The organism is Caldisericum exile AZM16c01, from assembly GCF_000284335.1.
GTDB classification, from domain to species: domain Bacteria; phylum Caldisericota; class Caldisericia; order Caldisericales; family Caldisericaceae; genus Caldisericum; species Caldisericum exile.
Genome location: NC_017096.1, coordinates 99063 through 120453 on the forward strand (window position 1 = coordinate 99063; position 21391 = coordinate 120453).

The window sequence follows — 21391 nt, forward strand, 5'->3', positions numbered from 1 at the left end:
ACTTATTTAATTAATCACTAATACTAATAAGATAGGGAGGTTTTTATGGGTTTTGAGAAGAAAAAGTTGGTATTGAGAAAGGGTGTTATAAAATGTTCAAATAATGAAATTTTAATAAGACAAGGAATAAGGGATAAAAAGTCAAAAATTATAAGAGACGATGCAAAAACTAACATTATTGGAAGAGTTTATGCAACTTTTAGAGTTCCTACCTTAGTGGAAGATTTTCTAAGCCAGTTGAAACCTGAAGAAAAAAAAGATGCGTTAGATTTTCTGCAACTTCTGTATAGTATGGGTTGGCTGGTAGATGAGAACTTCAACACACTCGAAGAAGTTAATTCTTTTTTGAAGGAAATAAAACTTGGTATTATATACAGGGGTAGTAATCTGAAGAAAATTTTGGACTCACTTGGTGAGTTTAATTTCAAAGAAGTTTCATTGTGGATTGAAGGGAAAACTAAAAAAGACGAATTGACTATTAATAATGTGCGCTTTTTTAATGAAGAGCTGACGGAAAACAGTCTTAAGAAATTTATTGACCCTTTAGACTTCTTAGTAGTAATCTTAGATGAGTTTTCTCCAAATCTATTACATTCGGTCAATGAACAGTGTTTAAAGAGACCGTTAAAGTGGATAGGTTGTTACTTCAACGGAAGTGAGGTAGTTATAACTCCATTATTTGTCCCAGGAGAAACTGTTTGTTATAATGAAACTGAGATACAATTGGAATCGGTTCTTTCTCATAGGACCGAATATTTTGTATATAAGGAAAGTATTAAAAATGGTAATTTAGAGGGTAAAGACAGTTATATTCTCTCTTACAACTTTTTAATTGGGATAAACTTACTTTTAAATATTATGATTAACTTTTTATTGACTAATAAACTTTTGCTAAAAGATAGAGGAGTGGTGATCAATTTTGATGATTTAGTGATTGACTATTACGATGTGCTAAGATTACCAAAATGTCCTGCTTGCAATTCTGAAAGTTGTGATTACACACATGTTTTTCTATGAAGAGGTGAAAAAAATGGAAGAAATTGGAAAAGAGGCTTTTTTAAAGAATTTTCTGGAAGAAACTTTTATTCCTTATGACAACTCTGTTGAGATGAGGGGAGATAATCTTACTAGTTTTTTACGAAGGTTTGAAAAAAATTTACTTTTCGAAATGTATCAAATTAAAAGTTATCTATCAAAATATGATCCTGATAACTATGATGAAAAAATAAAGGAAAACTATGAAATTAAAAAATGGTTCTTTAACACAGCCTACTCCTATAGAAGGAACATTTTAGATGAAAAACAAAGACTAATTGTAAATTTTAATAATGAAGGATTTAAAAGCATTTTTAATGAATTGTTAAAAGGAAAAAATGTACAGAATATCTTTTTTTCCAATGATGTTTACCTACTATTCATGAGCAAATTGTATAGATATATCCCAAAGCATAATGAATTTCTATATTTAAGGGCAATAAATACAAACGAGATTTTGAAGAATGTGATTTCTGAAGAGAAGAAATTGGATGAATTTAAGGTAATTATATTGATAATCTCTTCGCCTCTCAGAAATTATGTTTCATTTGGTGAAAGGGGGTATAGAAACTGTATTTTCGAAGCAGGTCTCTTATCTCAAAAACTTTCTGATATCTGTGAAAGTCTGAAATTTGAGTATTTAAACATCTACAACTTTTATGATAAAGAATTAAATAATTTGATTGGTCTCGATGGCGTAGACCATTACTTGCAAAATATGATATTTATAAAACCTCAGGCTTTAGGAGGCCTTTATGGAAGATAACCCAATGATTTGTAATATTGCTACTAATGAGATTGAAAGGTTAAAGATAATGGTTAACAAGTGTGATTACAAGGAAAGTTCAGCTATTCCTTTGATACATCGGTATTTTGAAGAAACATCCGAAAGTTCCATCTTAAAAGCAGAGACTAAGGTAGCACCAAGTATAGTTAAAGAGATAAAAAATCATGAAGAATTTATAGAATTGAGGTTTAAAAAAGAAAATAATAATCTTACTTTGGTGGAGGCGCTAGAAAAAAGGCACTCTGAAAGAGCATACCTGTCAAGAAATGTTTCTTTTGAAGACTTATCTTATATTATACATTACTCTTATGGGATTAAAAAATTCTTAAGTTATGCCTATAATGTGAAAAATTATCCAGTTAGATATTCGCCTTCTGCTGGTGGGTTGCAACCTTTTGACTTATATTTGTTTGTAAATAACGTTGATGGATTGAAGCAAGGAACCTATTATTATCATCCCCTTAAGAATGGAATTTATTTAATTGATAGTGGGAATAAAAGAATAATATTAAGGAGAATACTTAAAGTGTATTTTCCTGTATTCGCATCTGTAATATTTGTTATTGTTGCTAATATAAACAGAGTTACCTGGAAATATGGAGAACGCGCATATAGGTTTTTGAATTTGGATGCAGGGATATTAGCCGAAAACATTTGTTTGTTAAGTACGTCGGTAAGTTTAGGCAGTTGTATGCTTGCAGCATATGATAATAAAGCCATAAAAGAAGAGCTAGATCTCACTGAACATGAAGAGCCCATGTTATTGATCTCAATTGGCAAAACTATTTAAGGGGGTATAGATGGAAGACAATATTATTGAGTGTGTAAATGTTAGCAAATCGTATAACGGTATTAAGGCATTAGATGGAGTTACCCTCACTATTAAAACCGGGGAAATATTCGTTTTAGCGGGGCCCAATGGTGCAGGAAAAACAACTCTTTTAGAGTCAATAGAGGGATTGAGAAAGCCTGATAACGGTACAATCAAGATTTTTGGAAAAGGTGTAGAAAGCTTTGGCAAACAATTATACTATAGGTTGGGGGTGGAATTACAAGAAAATAGCCTACCTAAGAAAATAACAGTCTATGAAATTGTTAAGCTTTATTCTTATTTACTTAATGTTATTTTGAACCCTGATGAGCTAATAAGAACATTTGGTTTGGATGAATATGCAAAGAAATATTGTACGGATCTATCTGGTGGAACGAAAAGAAAGTTGCTGCTCTTACTATCCCTGATTGGTAATAGAGAATTGATTATACTTGACGAGCCAACAAGTGGTATAGACCCTCAATCTCGCAGATTCATCTGGGAATATCTGAGAAAACTAAGAGGGGAAGGAAAAACAATTGTTGTTACAACTCATAGTTTGAATGAGGCTTTCGACAACTGTGATAGGTTTGCCTTAATGAATAAGGGAAAAATTATATTTCAGTCATCAAGACAGAACTTTTTTAGTGAGACTCCTGTGAAATACGTAGGTATAGTAAATAATTTCCATAAAGATTCAAGTAATCTCGAATATGAGATTCCTTTACAGAAAGGATATGGTACGCTATATTGTTATGGCAAAAATGAAGAAGAAATTAAAAACTTTTTTATTTACCTACAAAAAGAATTTAAAGTTGGAAATGAAGATATGGTAATAAGGAAAATATCCTTTGAAGATCTTTTCCTTTACTACACTGGAATAGAATTTAAGGAGGATGGAAAAGATGAAAATTAAAAGCCTGGCATACCATATTTTGTTGGAAATGAAGGCCTTTCTTAGAGAACCTGCAGCTGTATTTTTTGCTCTTGTTTTTCCTGCGATACTTCTAATTATATTTGGTGGAGCCTTTGGTAGATATGAAGTGGAAGGCGTACCTTATGTTAATTACCTAATCCCAATAGATATCTCGCTTGTAATGGCAAACTTAACATTAATGGGTGTCAGCGTAGACTTAGCTTCGAAAAGGGAACTGGGTATAACTAAATTCTACAAAATATTACCTAAGTCTAACCTTTATTTCGGTTTCATCTCATCTTTTGCGTACACTTTTACTTTTGTTATATCTGTTATTACAATTACAGTTGCAGGTTATATAATGTATCCAAATATACATTTTAGAGGGAATGTTTCTGAGTTTTTAGTCGCATTAGCTATAGGTTATGCCTGTTTCCTTCTTATCTCCATTGCACTATCCAAAATTAATCTCACTGTAAAAGCCATTCAATTTATTTCATCTGCTCTATTTTTTATTTTGATGTTTACTGCAGGGATAATAATTGAAGAGAGTGAATTACCCGCCTACATCTCAAAATTCATATTCCTTTCTCCGCTACGCTCTGTTTATCGTCTCTTATTGGATGTATGGTTGGGGAAATCAATTCTTAATGATAAGAACCATTTATTCACGCTTTTAGCATATATTTTAGTTGCCGCAGTATTTATAAATGGGAAATCTTTATTAAGAAAGAATGAGTAAATGATATTGTTGTATGCTTATCTTTTATTGTACTTAAGCGTATCAATGCATGAATTAGGACACTTGATAGCTGCATGTTTTTATAGCAATGAAAAAATTTCTGTCAGAATTGGAAGCGGAGTAAAGTTTCTGTATTTGGAAAGTAAAATGATAAATTTGTCCCTTTGTTTAATTCCCTACGGAGGATTTATTGCTTTTGAGGAGAACAAGAAGAAGAACAAGCGGAGTAAACTTTTAGTATATTTAATGGGACCTATTTTTTCCTTAATGCTATTTTTAGTTTTAGCATTTATATATTATTTATCAACTCAGGAAGTATACTTATTCGTGGGCATTTATAATCTGGCATACTTTTTCATCTCCATTATTCCAAATAAAGATGGAGAAGATTTTGTTCAAAGTGATGGATATAAAATACTTAAATTGTTAAGAGAGTAAAAGAATAATGAATATACTTGCTTTGAATATTTATCTCCTAATCTGAGCGATTCTTTAAAGTTTCCTTATTTTTTCTTTGATGGAATGTAGATTTTTGTAAGTATAGTCTACACATCTTTTCAACCCCCCTGTATAATCTGTTGGGACTATAGAATAGGTAGATCTTTCTATTAGTCTTGCAAAAATATTAAAGTATTTTATAGTTCTTAGAAAAAATGGCATAGGTTCTACGAAAAATATCCCGGGATATAAAACTACCACTTTACTCTAAAATTTGCAGCCATCCCCTACAGGATTTGATGGAAAAGAAGAAAAAGATCTAAAATAGGACAAAAATAGAAAAAATATGCTTAAAAAACTTGCAATTTTTTCAAAAAAGCACTAAAATTTTTATGATGATAAAAAAATCGCTCAATTTAGGTGATAATAAAAAAGGTGTAAGGACTTCAGAAAGAGAAGATGAGAGATCCCAAGGCTCAACTAAATTTAGAGACAAACTAACGACTCAAAAAGGAGGAAAGGATGGAAGAGAAAGAATCAAAAAATAAATTTCAACTAATTGCACTATGGCTAATTGTTGCTTCGTGGATTTTGCGGGGTCTTACTACGGGAGAGTTCTTAGATGTTTCCGGCCTTCTGTTTCTTATTGCCATTTTCCTCTATAAACTTATAGGTAAGTATAATCCAACTGAAGTATTAAAAATTGGGGGAATAAAGAGAGCAAAAATAACCACTCTCCTTTTATACGTTTTAGGAACAATATTGATATCCTTTGTCCTCTGTTCCTGGATTCTGCCAAAGATTTTGAATGTAGATGGGAATAGAATTGCTCAACTTTCACGTTCATTTTTAGAGGCAGGTAAAAGTAAAAAGTATCCTAAGCCCATAGCTATGATAAACTTGTTGAACTATTTTTTATATGGAACTTTTATGGAAGAGTTTATTTTTAGAGGATTGATTCTAAGACGTCTTTTGTTGAAATATCACTCCAATGTAGCAAATATCATACAGGCAGTAATTTTTGGTTCAGCACATTTATTGGGCGTGATGAGTATGCCCACGAATTATAAGATATTTATGTTCATCTCTCCAACCATTTGTGGATTAATGTTAGGCTATGCATATATAAAAACGGATAACAATTTGACAATTCCGTGGATAGCACACTATTTGGTTAATACAATTCCATTAATAGTATATTTTATATTTGGCATGATTATGGTTGCCTAAACAAAACCTCTTTTCTTCTTAATAATCCATTAAGTAAACCCGCACAAATCTTTTTAAAATCTATCATTTGCTTCCTGAATAAGCTACGACACATATGAGACTCCCTACATTTACTTTAGGGAGAGTGAAATATGTTAAAAAGAAAACTGTTACCTCTATAGAATCCATTGAAAAGAGTCATGGATTACAAAGAAGTAAATGAAACTTGAAACTGTTTATCTAATAAAATATGCCATAAAGGTAGTTCAAAGAGATTTTGGCTCTGAATTCTTAGGAGAGTTTGATGAATATCTCAAGAAGAAAAATATTAAACACAACTTCATTTATCCAAGATGTCCAAGAATAAATGGATTCATAGAAAGAGCAAACAGAACATTACAGGAAGAATTCATAGATTTAAATCTTCTACTTCTTCTCGATAACATAAATGAATTCAACAAAAGACTTATTGACTACCTTATATGGTACAATACTCAAAGACCACATAAGAGTTTAAACAATTTGACTCCAATTGATTATGTGCTAAAATATTATCCAGAGTCTCAAATGTATGTGACGCGTACGAGACCTCTGAAAAAGTATTCCTTCCCATTTGATTAATCGAGTGAAAATCTTTCAAAAATCTCAATAAAAGAAGCATTTTGTATTGATTTTTCTTGTATTCATAGTAGAATTACATCAGGAATAAATGACAACATATTGGAGGTAGAGAATGATAGGAAAACAGAACAAAAATGCCAATTTCTTTGATAGTTATGTCTTTGATAATCTTCTGCCTAAGAAGCATATACTTCTCGACATCAAAAAAGAGATAGATTTCTCCTTTGTTGAAGAAGAAGTGAGGGATCTATATGACACGAAAAATGGAAGGCCTGCTTATCCACCAGAGGTTTTGTTTAAAATGCTCTTCCTTGAATTTTACTACAACCTGTCAGATGTAGAAGTTGTTAGAGAATGTCAGGTTAACATTCTCTACCGCTACTTCATAGATCTATCAATTGACGAAGAATGTACCTTCCGATACAACGCTTGTCGTGTTCAGAAAGAGGTGCGGCAGTGAACGCTTCGAGAGGTTGTTTAATGAGATAATTGAGCAATGTAAAAGGAAGAACCTTCTCAGCGAAAGACTTAAGATTGCCGATGCCACAGCAATAGAAGGAGACGTTTCTGTTCCTAACAGAGTGAATCTTCTGAGACAAGGAAGGAAGATAGTCATAAAGAGAATATCAAAAGTTGAAAGAAATGCCTGCGATAACTTCAGAGATTATATAAATGAAGAAAGACTCCATGGAAAACCATCGCCTCAAGAAGTAAAGGAAGAGATATCGAAGACAAAAGAGTTTATTAAAAGTATAAAGGGACAGTATGGAGAAGACGTGGAAGACCTTATCAATATTCTTAAAGAGCTCTGTGAACATAAGGGTAACAATAATGACGAAGATGATAGTGGCAGAAGAGATGAAAATAGTGATAAAGATTGTCAATCACAGAGTTCATCTCAAGAGAAACACATAGTTTCCTTTGCAGATACAGATGTACGTTTTGGAGCAAAGAGCGACAAGAAGAAGTTTGTAGGTTACAAGGCACACATCGCAATGGATGAGAGCGGTATCGTTACTTCTGTAAATCTTCTTCACGGAAACGAAAGCGAAAGCACAGATCTTCCTGCACTCCTCAGAAAAGATGAAAGCATAGGAATAGAAGGTTATGCACTTACTGCAGATTCCCTCTATGACTCCGCAAAGAATAGAGAATTCATACATAGATTAGGCTTGAAGGCATATATCCCTCCAAGAAGAAAAGAAAGAGATGAAGAAGGCTTCATTTATGACCCAAAGGAAGATATCATTACCTGTCCTCCCGACTTTATCAGTTGACCTTGAACCAACCCGCATAAATCCTAAGAATTAATTTTTAAAAACCTTCATTTTGCTACTACAAACTTCTGTTTGATCTTTTTGTTCTGATTAGATTCTTAACTCTTCAAAGGGAGTAATGTTTTTTGGAGGTTTAATATGAAGTATTTTAAGAATCTTGTTACCAAGCTCATCCCACTTTGTTTTAAGATAGAATGAATGTCCTTCTGCACTAAATTCTGTAAGATTCATTAAGTTGAGTGCTTCTTTGATTCTTTCAGGTGATGCTTTGATATTATTCTCTTTAAGTGTTAGTTCAAGCGTTCTTTCAAGAAGGAAAGAGAGGAAACAAACAACAAAGTGGCCTTTGATTCTTTTTTCGGTCCAGTGGAAGATTGGCCTAACCTCCAACGTACTCTTCATTATCCTGAATGATTCTTCTATCTTCCATAGAGCATGGTGTGCATCAAGAATGTCATTTACATTCATATCAGTCTTGCTTACCTCTATTGCATAGTATCCATCAAACATCTCATCCCTTGACATTGCATTTTTATCCAATTCCCAGTTCAGCTTGTTTGTCTCCTTGAGGTATTTTCTTCCTCCACGCTTCAAGCTTCCACTGATAGCAGAAGGGTTATCAAGAAATTTTACTCCTTTATCAATCAACCTCTGCCTATCCTCTCTATCCTTTTGAGCTCTCAAGGGAGAATAAGTTACAAGGAGCTTCTCTTTGAGGTCATACAGTTTGTTATCTGTATCTCTTACAGTATTTACATAATCAAGCAGCTTGTATCTGAAGGTTTCTTCATCTTGGCTTGAATCGGCTGAATTGAGGTTAAGGGTATCTTTCCCTTTTATTGTGACGTACCCCTCTTCATTCAGGATACTTTCCTGCACATCCTTCTTCATGCTCTTTATGCGTGATGAAACAATGTAATCATACCCTTTATCTTTGATTTTCTTTAAGTTGAGCTTTGAATTTAGCCCTCTGTCTGCAACGATGATTACCCTGCGTATGCCAAACCTTCCACTGAGTTTATCAAGGGACGACTCAAGTGTCTTACCTTCAAAGGTATTGCCAGGAAAGAGTTCATATCCTATTGGCCGACCAACCATATCAATGAGCAGTCCTAAGACAACCTGCACTTCATTAACCCTATTTTCTTTGCTGAATCCAAAGTCTCTTAATGTATCCTTCTTTACGCTTTCAAACCTGAATGTTGTTGCATCATAGAAGACAACATCAACATTCATATTGAATAGGCTCTTCTGTTTGTTAAAAAGGTAATCTTCAATTGTTTCTTTATGCTCTGATAGTATGTCAAGGGAACGATAGAGGTGGTTTAATCCTACAGAAGGAAGATTAGCATAGTGCAGTTGATTGTTGTATGTTCCAAGCTTACTCTTTGGATTCATAAGGTGTTCTGCTGCCATTAAGAAGATAGAAGTGTTTAAGTCAAACTGGATATTTGTTTTCTCTCTCATATCATTAAGCAGTTTATTTAATCCATAGTTATCCCAGAGTTTCTTGTAGACAGCATAGCCAGTATTAACGACATTTCCACCTTTTACCGTATTCAGGTCAATCATATCCTTAAACTTTGATAGTTCTGCAAGGCGAAGGCCTAATCTTCCAAACATTGGGTTGTTCTCAATCATATCTAATCTACCAAGGTTAAGGATCACCTTGTGCTTTATGATACTTTTTTCTTTGTCTCTGTATGCCGAGACTATGGAGACATACTTATGCTTTCCAGACTTAGTAACTTTTACAAACATATCCTATTGTATCATAAATATTAAAAAATGCAAGCAAAAACAAGAAATAAATGATAAAATATTGCTACTACAATTTTAAAAAACAAAAAATTACAGCTACATAAATACTACATTCTTTAGATAAAAATACTCAAAAATGAAGAGTAAGTGATAAAGTCAGGAAAAGATGAAAGCATAGGAATAGAAGGTTATGCACTTACTGCAGATTCCCTCTATGACTCCGCAAAGAATAGAGAATTCATACATAGATTAGGCTTGAAGGCATATATCCCTCCAAGAAGAAAAGAAAGAGATGAAGAAGGCTTCATTTATGACCCAAAGGAAGATATCATTACCTGTCCTTATGGTAATACTGCTAAAAGTGGAAAGTGCAGACAGGAAAATGGAGCACTGTACAACTTTAATCCAAAGATATGCAGGACTTGTATCAATAAGTGCAAATGGTATAAAATCGACAGGTGTCGTCTGTTTGTAAGTGATGATCTAAAACTTAGAGCAATTGATAGAGACGAATATTACAACGAAGCTTTAAAGAAGAGAAAAGATGTTGAAAGAAAGTTTGGTGAAGTGAAGAAGTGGCATGGATTACGGAGAGCTCGGTATAGAGGAAAGTGGAGAGTAACAATACAGGTCCTCATGACCTTCATTGTTGTAAACATAAAGAGGATGGTAAAGATCCTCAAGGAAGGCTTAAACAAAGTGCTTAATTATAGCAGTTTAGCTTTAGAGAAAGGATAATTAGAGTGAGAAACATAAAAAAATGAAAAAAGAAATATGAGAAAGTTGGAAAGTTGAGTCTTAGAATGAATGTCAAACTAAAATTTTGAAAAACTCAATATACAAGTGGGGAGATACAAGGACTTTTTCAGAGGTCTCCATACAACCTCTTGACAAAAAAAAACGATTAAATTATTATAGAAGGATGTTTAGCAACTTATGAAAAAGTTTAGAAAAGAGAAAATTGTAAACACAGGAGGGTTAATGTGGGACTTACTGAAATAGGAATACCAGAAGAGTCCTCAGTTCCGATGAAGCATGCAAGGATCTTAAGGGGTCCATATCAAATGTCTTTTGCTATCACAAATAAGTGCAACTTTAGCCGAAAAACCTATTTACTAAACCGTAACGTAAATTTCTTAAAGAGAGGAGGTGAGAGAGGATGGAGGTCAAAACAGATGACGAAGTTGTTTTTTCTTCAGAATTGGCAGTCTTACTAAATGAAGTTAATCCTGAGGCTGTAAAATTTGCTGCTAAGTCAGGTTGTGGAAGATGTGGTGCCTCTGTTCTTGGTGGAGAAGACGGCGGAGAATTTTAAGAAAGTTAGCTGCTCTTAAAGACAGGGAAGGGTTTCGCTTCCCTGTCTAAAATGGAACACAGGAGGTGATTTATGACGCTTTACTGGGATATTGTACCGGGGGAGGTTTGCAATTTTAAGTGTTTAACCTGCTATGCTGCCAATAATGCAAGGCCAGACTATAGAATTCTTGATTTTTCTGATATGAGGAAAGCGATTGACAAGGTGATAGATTTGGGGATAAGGGACATTTACCTGTTGGGTGGGGAGCCACTTTTATATAAGGATCTTGAGCGTTTTATAGAATATTTTAAGAACAAAACAGATAAAGGGTTTATTGGTATTGTAACCAACGGTTCTTTAATTACAACCGAAAGAGCTCAGTCATTAAAGAACGCGGGATTAGATTTATTTAATATATCTATTGATGGGACAACACCGGAAGTTAATGACCTAAATAGAGGAAAAGGAACCTTCAATTTAATAATGCAAGGAATAGAAAATTGTAAAGCAGTTGGGATTCCGTTTGTAATTGGCTACACAATTACACCGTTTAACACTGCCGACGCATATAATGTCTTCCCTTTTGTCCAAGACATTGGAGCTCAGGCTTTGGCAGTACAAATAACCGAACAAAGTGGACGAGCGCAACTATATTTCAAAAATTGGGATTACATTGAGGGTCTGAAAGCAATTTGTAGAATGTATAGATATAAACCACCTTTTTATGTTACAATTACTCCCAAAAAATTATTTGCCAATTTCCTTAACTTCTTTTTTAACGCAGGATTAAACCTAAATGATACAAAAGCAAATTGTAACAGTGGATTAACAATGGGGATGGTCTCTTCTGGGGGAGATCTGTTTCCATGTGCTGAGTATGCGTATTCGCAAGGTAAGATTGTTGTTAGAAAGGGTGTAAATTTGGTCTCCCATAATGCGGAAACCGTTAAGCTTTTCGTAAGCAAAAATTTTGTTGAGTTCAACACAAGGATGAGAAACCTTGGAAGAATCAAATTTACCACTTGAAAAGTTGCCAGTATAATGAATCTTGTTCGCCATGTCCTCTAACTACCCCACCTGGGAAGGTCCCCGAATGTGAATGGGTTAAAGAACAATCTGTTGATCTTAGACGCAAAATTTTAAACTCGAAAATTAAATTGTTAAAACAACCAAATTTTGAGGCTAGTGATAGGTGTGTTTTTGAGGTATCTGTGCAAAAACATTCCTTAACGGTGCCAATGCCTCGTGATGATTTTTTAAAGTTGGTTAGTCTAGAGGAAGTTTCAAAGATTTTAAGGCATTTTAAGGACAAAAATAGAAGTGATTCCGAAACTGAAGATAAGGTAATTGAGTTTTTATGTAAACTAAGGAGTTACGGTATTATCGAAATTAGTGATTTCTCTGTAAAATAATAAATAATGGTATCGTTTATGAATTATGTAATTTTTAGAAATAGGGACTTTCTCCTCTATGTTATTGGTCAGGTGTTATCAGAACTTGGTAACGGATTGTACCTCATTGCAATCACCTGGTTGCTCTCGGAAGTTACAGGGAGTAAAGGAATTGCTGTTGGTGGCGCTCTTAGCATCTATGCGATAGGGGATATTATTTCTGGTTTCTTCTCTGGGCCAATTGCTGACAATCTTGATAAGAAAAGGTTGCTTATGATTGTAGATTCACTAAGGGCTTCTATAATTTTATTTCTTTATGTTCTTTATGTTAGAAGATCGCTTAACACTTTAAGCATCTCAGTAATTTTACTTTTTCTGTCATTGGTTACCCCATTTTTTAGTGCAGGGGAGTTTACGCTATTTCCTTTGATTGTTGAACGAGAAGACCTACTTCAGGCAAACGGTTTTATAACGGGAATAAGAAAATTTATAGGAGTTATTTCGCCTGCGGTTGGTGCAGTAATTATTTCTGCATTTGGATACAGCGCTTGTTTTTTGCTGGATGTTTTTTCTTTTTTGTTCTCAGTTACCACAATTATTCTTATTAAATACAGATCAAATGAGAAAAGTCAGTTACAAAATATAATGAAAATTCAGAGGATATACCAAACTATTGGAGATGGTTTTAAGTTCATAAAGAACTCGCCTTTACTCTTTAGGTTTTCCTTTTTCACGCTGCTTATAAATTTGGTTACAGCGCCTTTCGAATTATTTCTTTTGCTTTTCCTGAGCAGAGACAATTTCGGCGTCAACGCTTATGGTTTGATTTTGAGTTCTATTTCTTTTGGAGTTCTATTTTTTGGGTTTCTCACAGGAATAATCCCCAAGAGATATAGTTCCTTACAATTACTTTTGTATGGGCTAATTTTAATGGGTATTTCCACAATATTTTTAGGCATCTTCAAGGCTTTGCCGCTAATAATTATTGTTTCATTTTTTATTGGCTTTGGGAATGCGCTTACCAATATACCGTTAAGTACATTTCTTCAACAAACTATACCTAATGATAAGTTAGGTATTGTCTCAAGTTTCATTTACACGATGGCATCACTAGGGGCCCCTGTTTCACTTTCTTTGGGTGGATTCCTTTCGGATAAGATTGCCCCGCAAATCTTAATAATTGCTACAGGTTTCTTAGTTTTATTTTTAGTGATTTTTGGTTTTATCTTCCTCAAAACTGAGAATAGTTAAAAAACCTTTTCCGAAGGTCTTACAAATTCTCTCAAAAACTACTTGACAAAAATCATAGTTTTGAATAAACTATATTTAGATAATTATCTAAATATTGGATATGGGCTTAAATGATATATTTAAGGCACTTAGTGATGAAACAAGGAGAAAAATTCTCATGATGCTTTCAGAGAAGGACTTGACGGCAGGGCAGATTGCAAGTGCATTTAATCAAACATGGCCTACAATTTCCCGTCACCTAAAGATACTTGAAAGCACAGGACTAATAACTTCAGAGAGAAAGGGAAGGAACATTGTATACAGTTTAAATACAACTGTTTTCGAAGATATACTTGTTTTCTTTGCTAATGCAAAGAGCAGGAGGGATAAAAATGGATGAAACATACAGATTAAACAAAGATGTTATTAGAAAGGAAGCATTTCCAATTTCCCTTATTGTAGTAAGCTATCTTCTAGGATTATTTATTTACCGCAAACTTCCATTCTTTGTTCCCACAAGCTGGGATTTAGAAGGGCATATAAATGCATACCTTCCGAAAAGCATTGCAATAACATTCCTTCCAACAGCCGCTTTAGCCTTCCTTCTATTTTTACTTCTCCTACCTTACATTGATCCCCTTAGAAAAAACTACGCAAGATTTATCGATACTTATGCAGTAATAATTAATATGTTTATTGCTCTTATATGCTTATCTCAAATAGTGATGCTTATAGTTATAGTAACGGGGCTGAATACTCTCATTGGAACAAGCGCAAACATATTTGTTGCCTTAGTTTACCTTGTTACGGGCAACTTTTTCCCTCGGATAAGACAGAATTGGTTTATAGGTGTAGGTACTCCATGGACAATGATAAGCGAAGAGATATGGAAAAAGACTCAACGGTTAGCGGGCTTCTTACTTTTTCTTCTCGGTATGGTATGCAGCTTATCTATTTTCATTAAATATTTGCAATCTGTCCTGCTTTCAGTTGACTGGGCGCTCGTTATCCTTGTCATAAGCAGTTTCTATTCATTTTTCCTCTATCTCAAGATGAGAGAGACTTCAAATGGAATTTCCTTCGACAGAAAAGCGGACATATTGAAATCTCTTGCTTTTACTATTGTCCATATCCCTTACTGGATTTTTATGCTTTAATCTTTCATATAAGGAGGTGTAGTATGAAGAAAGTTTTAGTTGTTTTGACAGTTGTGCTTATTACGGGGGTTTTATTGACTGGCTGTTCTGCAAAGGTATTAAAAGAAAGCGATGTAAGTTTTGCGGATCCAATGGTAGAAAATGTGCTTATTGCTCATAATGAAGGAAACTATGATATGTGGGCAAAAGATATGAGTGAAGAAATGCTAAAAGCAGTTCCAAAGGACAAGTTTAATGAAATGTTTAAAACCGTAACTGACAAAATTGGAAACTACATTCCTAATTCAAAAACATTCCTAGCAGCAGAGGAAATAGGTGGAAAGATTATCGTTCAGTATATGGCAAAGTTTACTAATGAAGACCAGGTTAAGTTAACTTTCAGCTTTAAAGATGAGAATGGTAAAAAGAAAATAACAGGCGAATTTTATGATTCGCAAAAACTGAGAGGAAAGTAAGAAAGTAATGCAAAAGAAGACCTAAAATGGTAAAAACTACCTCAATTATTTTCATGTCTGTTAGTTTAATATTAAGTGTTGTTTTCCCAATTGTTTTAGCACTCCTTTTACATAGAAGAATACGATTTGCCTGGGTATCGGTTATCGTTGGTGTATCTATTTTTGTTGTTTTTCAGATTTTAACAAGAATTCCTTTACTTGTATATCTATCAAAAAATGCCTGGTATGTGGAATTTTCTGAGCAATATTACCTTCTTTTTGGTTTCTTGCTTGCACTTTCTGCAGGACTCTTTGAAGAGATAGGCAGATACATCGGCTTCAAAGTTTTCTTAAAGAATCACTTAATCTGGGAGGATGGTATTGGCTACGGTATAGGTCACGGAGGACTTGAGTCGTTATTCATTGGAACTGCCTTTCTGAATGAATTTGTTATTTCAGTAATGATAAACTCAAAGAAAGTCCTTCCAGGCGATGCCCAGACAATTGCTTCAACTCTAATAAATACGCCTTCCTATCAATTTCTTCTTGGAGGCATTGAAAGAATCTTTGCCCTTGCTATTCAAATGGGCTTATCGCTTGTTGTGCTCTATGCGGTTAAAAACAATAAATTTCTCTTTTTCGTTTTAGCAATTCTTTTGCATACAATTATTGATTTTGTCGGGATTATGCTTGTAAAGAATGTTTGGTTAGCTGAAATTTTTGTAGGATTGAGTACAATCGCCTCTTTTGTTTGGATTTTGAAGTCAAGAAATTGCTTTAAAGCCAATTCTATTCAAATGTAATCATTAACTGAAAATTAAGGATAGTATAAAATGCGCTGTTTTGAAAATGAAGGATAAATCCATAGTAGCAGATTAGTTTACAAAATAAGTAATGAAACGGAGGTAACCTAAAATGAAAAACTATGAAAGCCCGACGATTGAGAGTGCTGGAGGAACAGGAAATGAGATTGAGCCACAAACAGTTGCTCTTGTACTGGTAATCGCAGTTGGGATTGCCTTAGCTCTTTATTTAGCTACGGCTGAGTTCACTACAGTGGCTACAACTATTGTAACCATTGAAACTGCTGTATTTGTTCATCTCGTTGGTGCCGTTGTTACATCTTGAAGTAATGCAAAATATTATTGTAGTTGAAAAAGAAGGTGGACAAAGATGAGTTTTAAAGATTTGCCGTTTCTTGACGTTTTTCTTATTTATTATCTTGTGCCTTTTATTCTAATCATTGGTGGAATTGGGATGCTGCAAGTTAAACAAAACGAATGGTTTGGGTTGAGAACTCCTGCGACACTTTCTGACCCTGAAGTCTGGGATAAAGCAAACAAAGTTACAGCTATCTGGTCTATCGTTGTTGGGATTGTCCTTCTGCCATTTAATATTACATCATATTTGCTGAAATGGCCAATATGGATACAAATTAGTTTGATGATTGTAATCCCAATAGGATTGGGTATCTTTGGATTAATATACAGCGATAGACTTAAGTTGCAGAAAAATGACATTACAGACAAGCCCTTTATTATTTCAAAAAGTCTTGTTTATGCAATTTTTCTTATTTCAATTTTTACGATCTTTGTTAACATTTCTGTGTTTTTTGTATTTTTGAACAGCTTTATTGCAGTAAGAATTTGTGGAATGGTTGTTGCTATCCTCGGTATCGTCTTTTCAATTTTGTTCCTTAAAGATGCTTCATTGGTAGATAAGGATAGAACAAAAAATTTTGAAAAGCACTTCCTTTGGTTCACCATTTTCACAATTCTATGGAGTTTAGTCTCTGTAGGTTTAGCATATGTCATACTCAGGTAAAGGATGAAGGAATGCTAAAAAAGATAAAAAGAGATTTATGCATGACGATTTGAAAAGTTACTTATCTTTGTTGTTACATTACCTTAAAGGTAATTGGATATCTGTTACTTTTGGCGTTATCCTTGGTATTGTTGCAGAAATATGTACCTTAATTTCTCCATTAATTACGAGATATTTGATGGATTTCGTAATCATTGGTAAGAATTACTCATACTTTAAATCTCTAATCCTTATTTCAATTTTTGTACTGATGATATTCTTGCTTTCTTCGGTTACAGGAAGTTATGTTTTAGTCAAGGTATTTAAAAGAATCTCTGCAAACCTTAAACTCGATATGTTCAAAAAACTTCAATATGCGAAATTGAGTTTTTACGAGAAAGAGACAAGTGGTGGCATAAGCTACCGCTTACTTACCGATACTGATTCACTTGTAGACTCCTGGATGGGAATTCTTGTAACGATTCCGATGCAACTCATTCTTCTTGTAAGTGCTGTCTTCATGGTTAAGTGGAATTTGATGCTTGCTCTTTTTACATTCATAATCCTTGGAGTTCAATCTTTTGTAATAGCTCGATTTAGAGAGCCAATCCTGAGCTATACGAAGAAAGTAAGGATGAAAGGACAGGAGGTTAATGGATTTACAGTAGGTCATTTCAGAAGGATTCAGCTAGTAAAGACTATTTCGACGGAAGAACTTGAACAGAAAAGTTTCTTTAAAAGACTACAGGATCTTATTCAATTAGAAATAAAAACATTTATGATTTCTAAATTTTCCAGTGTGTTACAGACTCTTATAAGTAATGCCTGGTCCCTTACCATCCTTTTCTATGGAGGAATGCTTACAATTTACGGAAAGATGACAATTGGGACTCTAATGGCATTTATGATGTTTGCTAACATTCTTTATCAACCAATTGCAAGTCTTACAAATCTTATCCTTTCATTTCAAAGCACGAGAGTCAATCTAATGAGAGTAAAGGAATATCTCGAGATTGAGCCACAGATAAGCGAAAAGCCTGATGCAATTGATTTTACTCTAGAAAGAGGAGAAATTAAAGTAGAAAGTGTATACTTTAGTTACGGAGATAAAATTGTATTAGAGAATGTATTCGTAGATTTTCCTCCTAACTCAATAACTGCGATTGTAGGACCAACAGGTTCTGGGAAAACAACGCTTGCAAAACTGCTTGTTAGATTTTTTGACCCTGATAAAGGTAAGATTTTATTAGATGGTATCGACATAAGAGATGTAAAAGTTTCTTCTCTTAGAAAAGAGGTAAAACTATTCCTTTCTAATGATTATGTTTTTAACGGGACTCTATATGAGAACATAACATATGGGGCAAAGGACGTTACAGAAGAAAGGATTGCCTGGGCTTTGAAAATGGCATCAATCGACTTTGTTCAGAAGCTCCCTTATGGCCTTAATACAGTTATTGGAGAGGGAGGAATTAATCTTTCAGCAGGAGAGGCACAAAGGGTTGCTCTTGCAAGAGCATTAATACTTTCTCCAAAAGTCTATATATTTGACGAACCGACTTCCTCTGTGGACCTCGAGACAGAAGATAAAATAAATGAAGTTTTCCTTAAACTCAAGCAGAATAGTACAGTGATTATCATAGCTCACAGGCTTTCTACAGCAAGAATTGCAGATAAAATACTGGTGTTAGAGAACGGAAGAATTAACGGAGTAGGAACTCATATAGATTTGCTTTCACAAAACGAATTCTACAAAAGAGTGAATAGTATTTTACTAAAGGAAAGTTTTAGTGGATAATAAAAAAGGTCAATTTGGAAATGAAATCTCAAACACCCTTTCTCAATTGCTTTCAATCCTTCCATTTTTTTAATAGTTTTGAGTGTTTCTTTGGCATCTACAACACTTACGCAACCAAATAATTCATTAGCGAAAACAAAATAATAACTTATTTAGCAAGTTTTATTGTGTAAGGTGTTTCTAAATATTTCTTTATTTTTGTTGTTTACTTTGTTTCTCTTCAAAGTTTAGCAATAATGCTTTTTTAAGGAACCTTTGTAATTTTAATTTTCTATTTTGAAGTCAAAGTGATACTGTCGATTATAATTTGCAATACTGTCAATTTTCATGTTGTATTAAGTATTCTACGGCTTTGGGTAAGTTATTGTAATTGTCTTTGTTGTGCCGTCCCACTGCACAACACAGCCAAGGGATTCAGCAACAAATCTTAGAGGAAGCATTGTCCTTGAATTGATTATCTCAGGCACAACGTTTTTATTATCAGGATCAATCTGAGTAGATACTCCGTCTACCATAGCAATTGCCTTTCCAATCCACAGTTCAATATTTTTTCCTTTGAAAGAAATTGTTACTTTCCTTTCTGTTCCATTCCAATCAATTGTTCCACCTAAGGATTCAACTACTGCTCTTATGGGAAGTAAAGTCCTTGAATTTTTAATGATAGGTGGTGAGTCAAGAGTTTTCGCTACACCATTAACAGTAAAGCGTGCATTTCCAATCTGAAGAATCATAACTATCTTATCCTCTACCTTCTCAAATATTGCCTCTATTGTGTGATTACCTGTTATGTTCGTGAATGTATATGTTGAAACTGCTCCAACAGAAGACCCATCAACTTTTACTTCCTTTATCTTAAATCCTAAATTGGGTTGAATTGTGAATGTCTTTGAATCACCATGATTTACTACAACACTTCCTGAGGGAGTTATAGAGCCACCACTTGATGCAGAGGCAGTAATAGTATATGTATTTATTTTCCACTGTGCATAAACTTTAAGATCCTCCGAACTTACAACTGTGCTATATGTAAAAGATGCTCCACTTCCATCACTTTTTGTATTCCAACCTGTAAAAGTATATCCCTCACGTGTTGGATTTTGTGGCATATCGGAACCAATGCTATGATTGTAAAGGACATAACGTGTTGCATGTGGAATTGGATTAAAACTATCGTAGAATGTTACAAAGCAAATTACAGGTGCTAATATAGGTGGGTTGTTTAATGCTATTGTTATAGAAGAGTTTGCACCAATTTCATTTGGTTTTAATGAAGAAGAGTATAAAGTTGCGCTTTTTACCGAGAACGCAACCGGATATGCGTTTACAGAACAGTTACTGAAATAGGTTTCTGGGAGATTTATATTTCCTGTACTTATATTTAGTTTTATGTCTCCGTCTTTTGTAAGTCTTGCTAATAGCACATCGGTTGATCCCGAACCAAAAGATGAGGTAGTTCCCACTATTAAATAATCCTCGTTAACAGCCTGTACGACTGCTTTTGAAAAATCTACTTTATTTCCTCCGAATCTTTTTGCCCATTGAAGTAGGCCGTTTGATGAGAATTTCATAACCAAGCAATCCGATGAAGTTTTCTTATCTAATGTTGTAGAGCCTGCAGCAACAACCCCCCCATCATAGGTTGGAATAATTGAGTTTATATCGTTGTAAAGTGCGTCTCCCAATCTAAAAGCCCAGTCAACAAAGCCTGAATTATTTACCTTAAATATGATTGCAGAAGTTGGATCAGTTGAACCGGCTCTTACGACTCCACCTATCACGTATCCTCCATCTGAAGTTTTAACAATTGACTTTCCCATAAGCATTTGCCCTTGAGAGTATACCCTTGACATTATAGGCATGCCATTTGAGTCAATCTCTATAAATATTGTATTCCAAGCATCATTAGAATAAGTTGAACCTAAAATAGCAAATCCGCCATCTCTCATTTGTATTACAGAACTTACCGTATCTTCGTTAGGTGTCCCAAAAGTCTTTGCCCACGAGAGTTTTCCATCAGAATCAAATTTTAAAATTAAAAAGTCCTGTCCTCCTGCACCAAAAGAAGTAGTACTGCCTGCAATAATATAGCCTCCATCTTGTGTTATGCTAATGTATGATGCGCTATCGTTTCCACTTCCGCCAAAGGTTTCTGCAACAAACCCGCCTTTATGCATTGTAATAACATAAATATCGCTTCCCCCTTTTCCGTATGAGTTTGTATTGCCAATTAAAATATAATCTCCGTTAGATACTTGGACAGTCATTACGCCAGCATCATCTTTTACACCTCCTAAAAGATTAAAGCGCTCTATTTGGTTGTTTGAGTTGAATTTTGTGAAGAATATATCCTTTTGTAAAACACCTTTTGACAAACCCTCTGTTGTTTCTATGGTACCTGTAATAAGATAGCCCCCATCGTTTGTTAGTGAAATTGCGTTTCCCTCTTCATATCCCGAAGTCCCAAACGTTTTTAAAAAGCTATTTGTAGATGTAACAACGGAGAGGCTTGTATTGGAAAGAAGATTAATGGGGATAAGGTTTTCTTTTTCAATGTTTAATTGGTCTTGTGTAATTATGAAGTTTGTTTGAATAGATGAAAAATTTCTTGATAATGCACCATCATAAGAAAATGTTATAAAAGAAAAAAGCATTGCTAAAATTACTGCAATTGTAATTTTTTTCAT

General features: G+C 34.1%; 24 protein-coding genes. 22 read left to right on the plus strand and 2 right to left on the minus strand.

What is annotated here, in order from left to right:
- Positions 1 to 45 precede the first annotated feature (45 nt).
- The 10 genes from CSE_RS00455 to CSE_RS00505 all read left to right on the plus strand — a co-directional run bounded on the left by CSE_RS00455 (position 46) and on the right by CSE_RS00505 (position 7836).
- Positions 46 to 1017, plus strand: coding sequence for a hypothetical protein (locus CSE_RS00455; RefSeq protein ID WP_014452644.1), 972 nt, complete (start codon positions 46 to 48; stop codon positions 1015 to 1017).
- Positions 1018 to 1030: 13 nt separating this feature from the next.
- Positions 1031 to 1801 carry a nitroreductase family protein gene (locus CSE_RS00460; protein WP_156785878.1) on the plus strand — a complete coding sequence of 257 codons (771 nt, stop codon included), beginning with the start codon at positions 1031 to 1033 and terminating at the stop codon, positions 1799 to 1801.
- On the plus strand, positions 1791 to 2612 hold the full coding sequence (locus CSE_RS00465; RefSeq protein ID WP_014452646.1) for a SagB/ThcOx family dehydrogenase: 822 nt from the start codon (positions 1791 to 1793) through the stop codon (positions 2610 to 2612). Before CSE_RS00460 ends, CSE_RS00465 begins: the two co-directional genes overlap by 11 nt.
- A 10-nt stretch (positions 2613 to 2622) precedes the next feature.
- Positions 2623 to 3549, plus strand: coding sequence for an ABC transporter ATP-binding protein (locus CSE_RS00470; protein WP_014452647.1), 927 nt, complete (start codon positions 2623 to 2625; stop codon positions 3547 to 3549).
- Positions 3539 to 4291 (plus strand): ABC transporter permease, encoded by a 753-nt coding sequence (locus CSE_RS00475; RefSeq protein WP_014452648.1) that lies wholly within the window; start codon positions 3539 to 3541, stop codon positions 4289 to 4291. The genes CSE_RS00470 and CSE_RS00475 overlap by 11 nt, the downstream gene beginning before the upstream one ends.
- Positions 4292 to 4729, plus strand: a complete 438-nt coding sequence (locus CSE_RS00480) for a M50 family metallopeptidase (RefSeq protein ID WP_014452649.1) — start codon at positions 4292 to 4294, stop codon at positions 4727 to 4729.
- A 522-nt stretch (positions 4730 to 5251) separates the two neighbouring features.
- Positions 5252 to 5959, plus strand: coding sequence for a CPBP family intramembrane glutamic endopeptidase (locus tag CSE_RS00490; protein WP_014452651.1), 708 nt, complete (start codon positions 5252 to 5254; stop codon positions 5957 to 5959).
- Between the two features lie 198 nt (positions 5960 to 6157).
- Positions 6158 to 6559, plus strand: coding sequence for an integrase core domain-containing protein (locus CSE_RS00495; protein ID WP_014452652.1), 402 nt, complete (start codon positions 6158 to 6160; stop codon positions 6557 to 6559).
- Positions 6560 to 6671: 112 nt separating this feature from the next.
- Positions 6672 to 7019: a transposase gene (locus tag CSE_RS00500; RefSeq protein ID WP_014452653.1), complete on the plus strand. Its 348-nt coding sequence runs from the start codon at positions 6672 to 6674 to the stop codon at positions 7017 to 7019.
- Positions 6958 to 7836 carry a transposase gene (locus CSE_RS00505; protein ID WP_172633851.1) on the plus strand — a complete coding sequence of 293 codons (879 nt, stop codon included), beginning with the start codon at positions 6958 to 6960 and terminating at the stop codon, positions 7834 to 7836. Before CSE_RS00500 ends, CSE_RS00505 begins: the two co-directional genes overlap by 62 nt.
- 90 nt (positions 7837 to 7926) lie before the next feature.
- On the opposite strand, the gene CSE_RS00510 is transcribed toward CSE_RS00505, so the two are convergent.
- Positions 7927 to 9597: an IS1634 family transposase gene (locus tag CSE_RS00510; RefSeq protein ID WP_014452655.1), complete on the minus strand. Its 1671-nt coding sequence runs from the start codon at positions 9595 to 9597 to the stop codon at positions 7927 to 7929.
- A gap of 147 nt (positions 9598 to 9744) precedes the next feature.
- On the opposite strand from CSE_RS00510, the gene CSE_RS00515 reads away from it, so the two are divergent.
- The 12 genes from CSE_RS00515 (at position 9745) to CSE_RS00565 (ending at position 18707) form a co-directional block, all read left to right on the plus strand.
- The gene (locus CSE_RS00515; protein WP_014452656.1) at positions 9745 to 10335 is read left to right on the plus strand and encodes a transposase; all 591 of its coding nucleotides are present in this window, start codon (positions 9745 to 9747) and stop codon (positions 10333 to 10335) included.
- 421 nt (positions 10336 to 10756) lie between these two features.
- A complete protein-coding gene (locus CSE_RS08375; protein ID WP_014452657.1) occupies positions 10757 to 10912 on the plus strand; it encodes a hypothetical protein in 156 nt (51 codons plus the stop codon).
- A 72-nt stretch (positions 10913 to 10984) separates the two neighbouring features.
- Positions 10985 to 11920: a radical SAM protein gene (locus CSE_RS00520; protein ID WP_014452658.1), complete on the plus strand. Its 936-nt coding sequence runs from the start codon at positions 10985 to 10987 to the stop codon at positions 11918 to 11920.
- A gap of 185 nt (positions 11921 to 12105) precedes the next feature.
- Positions 12106 to 12306 (plus strand): hypothetical protein, encoded by a 201-nt coding sequence (locus tag CSE_RS08530; RefSeq protein ID WP_231837266.1) that lies wholly within the window; start codon positions 12106 to 12108, stop codon positions 12304 to 12306.
- Between the two features lie 18 nt (positions 12307 to 12324).
- Entirely contained in the window at positions 12325 to 13536 is a 1212-nt protein-coding gene (locus tag CSE_RS00530) for an MFS transporter (protein ID WP_041726000.1), read from the plus strand.
- Between the two features lie 100 nt (positions 13537 to 13636).
- Positions 13637 to 13915, plus strand: a complete 279-nt coding sequence (locus CSE_RS00535) for an autorepressor SdpR family transcription factor (protein ID WP_014452661.1) — start codon at positions 13637 to 13639, stop codon at positions 13913 to 13915.
- Positions 13908 to 14672, plus strand: a complete 765-nt coding sequence (locus CSE_RS00540; RefSeq protein WP_014452662.1) for an SdpI family protein — start codon at positions 13908 to 13910, stop codon at positions 14670 to 14672. The genes CSE_RS00535 and CSE_RS00540 overlap by 8 nt, the downstream gene beginning before the upstream one ends.
- 23 nt (positions 14673 to 14695) lie before the next feature.
- Positions 14696 to 15127: a DUF3887 domain-containing protein gene (locus CSE_RS00545; protein WP_014452663.1), complete on the plus strand. Its 432-nt coding sequence runs from the start codon at positions 14696 to 14698 to the stop codon at positions 15125 to 15127.
- Between the two features lie 26 nt (positions 15128 to 15153).
- The gene (locus CSE_RS00550; protein ID WP_014452664.1) at positions 15154 to 15909 is read left to right on the plus strand and encodes a YhfC family intramembrane metalloprotease; all 756 of its coding nucleotides are present in this window, start codon (positions 15154 to 15156) and stop codon (positions 15907 to 15909) included.
- 112 nt (positions 15910 to 16021) lie between these two features.
- On the plus strand, positions 16022 to 16234 hold the full coding sequence (locus CSE_RS00555) for a hypothetical protein (RefSeq protein WP_014452665.1): 213 nt from the start codon (positions 16022 to 16024) through the stop codon (positions 16232 to 16234).
- Between the two features lie 45 nt (positions 16235 to 16279).
- The gene (locus CSE_RS00560) at positions 16280 to 16930 is read left to right on the plus strand and encodes an SdpI family protein (RefSeq protein WP_014452666.1); all 651 of its coding nucleotides are present in this window, start codon (positions 16280 to 16282) and stop codon (positions 16928 to 16930) included.
- Between the two features lie 37 nt (positions 16931 to 16967).
- Positions 16968 to 18707 (plus strand): ABC transporter ATP-binding protein, encoded by a 1740-nt coding sequence (locus tag CSE_RS00565; RefSeq protein ID WP_014452667.1) that lies wholly within the window; start codon positions 16968 to 16970, stop codon positions 18705 to 18707.
- A 344-nt stretch (positions 18708 to 19051) separates the two neighbouring features.
- On the opposite strand, the gene CSE_RS00570 is transcribed toward CSE_RS00565, so the two are convergent.
- Positions 19052 to 21391 carry a stalk domain-containing protein gene (locus tag CSE_RS00570; RefSeq protein ID WP_014452669.1) on the minus strand — a complete coding sequence of 780 codons (2340 nt, stop codon included), beginning with the start codon at positions 21389 to 21391 and terminating at the stop codon, positions 19052 to 19054.

Bases quoted from the DNA above. Each gene is read 5' to 3' on its own strand.
- CSE_RS00455 (WP_014452644.1), top strand. From the start codon at position 46: ATGGGTTTTGAGAAGAAAAAGTTGGTATTGAGAAAGGGTGTTATAAAA.
- CSE_RS00535 (WP_014452661.1), top strand. From the start codon at position 13,637: ATGGGCTTAAATGATATATTTAAGGCACTTAGTGATGAAACAAGGAGA.
- CSE_RS00495 (WP_014452652.1), top strand. From the start codon at position 6,158: ATGAAACTTGAAACTGTTTATCTAATAAAATATGCCATAAAGGTAGTT.
- CSE_RS00500 (WP_014452653.1), top strand. From the start codon at position 6,672: ATGATAGGAAAACAGAACAAAAATGCCAATTTCTTTGATAGTTATGTC.
- CSE_RS00480 (WP_014452649.1), top strand. From the start codon at position 4,292: ATGATATTGTTGTATGCTTATCTTTTATTGTACTTAAGCGTATCAATG.
- CSE_RS00545 (WP_014452663.1), top strand. From the start codon at position 14,696: ATGAAGAAAGTTTTAGTTGTTTTGACAGTTGTGCTTATTACGGGGGTT.
- CSE_RS00570 (WP_014452669.1), bottom strand. From the start codon at position 21,391: ATGAAAAAAATTACAATTGCAGTAATTTTAGCAATGCTTTTTTCTTTT.
- CSE_RS00560 (WP_014452666.1), top strand. From the start codon at position 16,280: ATGAGTTTTAAAGATTTGCCGTTTCTTGACGTTTTTCTTATTTATTAT.
- CSE_RS00520 (WP_014452658.1), top strand. From the start codon at position 10,985: ATGACGCTTTACTGGGATATTGTACCGGGGGAGGTTTGCAATTTTAAG.
- CSE_RS00490 (WP_014452651.1), top strand. From the start codon at position 5,252: ATGGAAGAGAAAGAATCAAAAAATAAATTTCAACTAATTGCACTATGG.
- CSE_RS00530 (WP_041726000.1), top strand. From the start codon at position 12,325: ATGAATTATGTAATTTTTAGAAATAGGGACTTTCTCCTCTATGTTATT.
- CSE_RS08375 (WP_014452657.1), top strand. From the start codon at position 10,757: ATGGAGGTCAAAACAGATGACGAAGTTGTTTTTTCTTCAGAATTGGCA.
- CSE_RS00565 (WP_014452667.1), top strand. From the start codon at position 16,968: ATGCATGACGATTTGAAAAGTTACTTATCTTTGTTGTTACATTACCTT.
- CSE_RS00540 (WP_014452662.1), top strand. From the start codon at position 13,908: ATGGATGAAACATACAGATTAAACAAAGATGTTATTAGAAAGGAAGCA.
- CSE_RS00470 (WP_014452647.1), top strand. From the start codon at position 2,623: ATGGAAGACAATATTATTGAGTGTGTAAATGTTAGCAAATCGTATAAC.
- CSE_RS00475 (WP_014452648.1), top strand. From the start codon at position 3,539: ATGAAAATTAAAAGCCTGGCATACCATATTTTGTTGGAAATGAAGGCC.
- CSE_RS00465 (WP_014452646.1), top strand. From the start codon at position 1,791: ATGGAAGATAACCCAATGATTTGTAATATTGCTACTAATGAGATTGAA.
- CSE_RS00510 (WP_014452655.1), bottom strand. From the start codon at position 9,597: ATGTTTGTAAAAGTTACTAAGTCTGGAAAGCATAAGTATGTCTCCATA.
- CSE_RS00460 (WP_156785878.1), top strand. From the start codon at position 1,031: ATGGAAGAAATTGGAAAAGAGGCTTTTTTAAAGAATTTTCTGGAAGAA.
- CSE_RS00550 (WP_014452664.1), top strand. From the start codon at position 15,154: ATGGTAAAAACTACCTCAATTATTTTCATGTCTGTTAGTTTAATATTA.
- CSE_RS00555 (WP_014452665.1), top strand. From the start codon at position 16,022: ATGAAAAACTATGAAAGCCCGACGATTGAGAGTGCTGGAGGAACAGGA.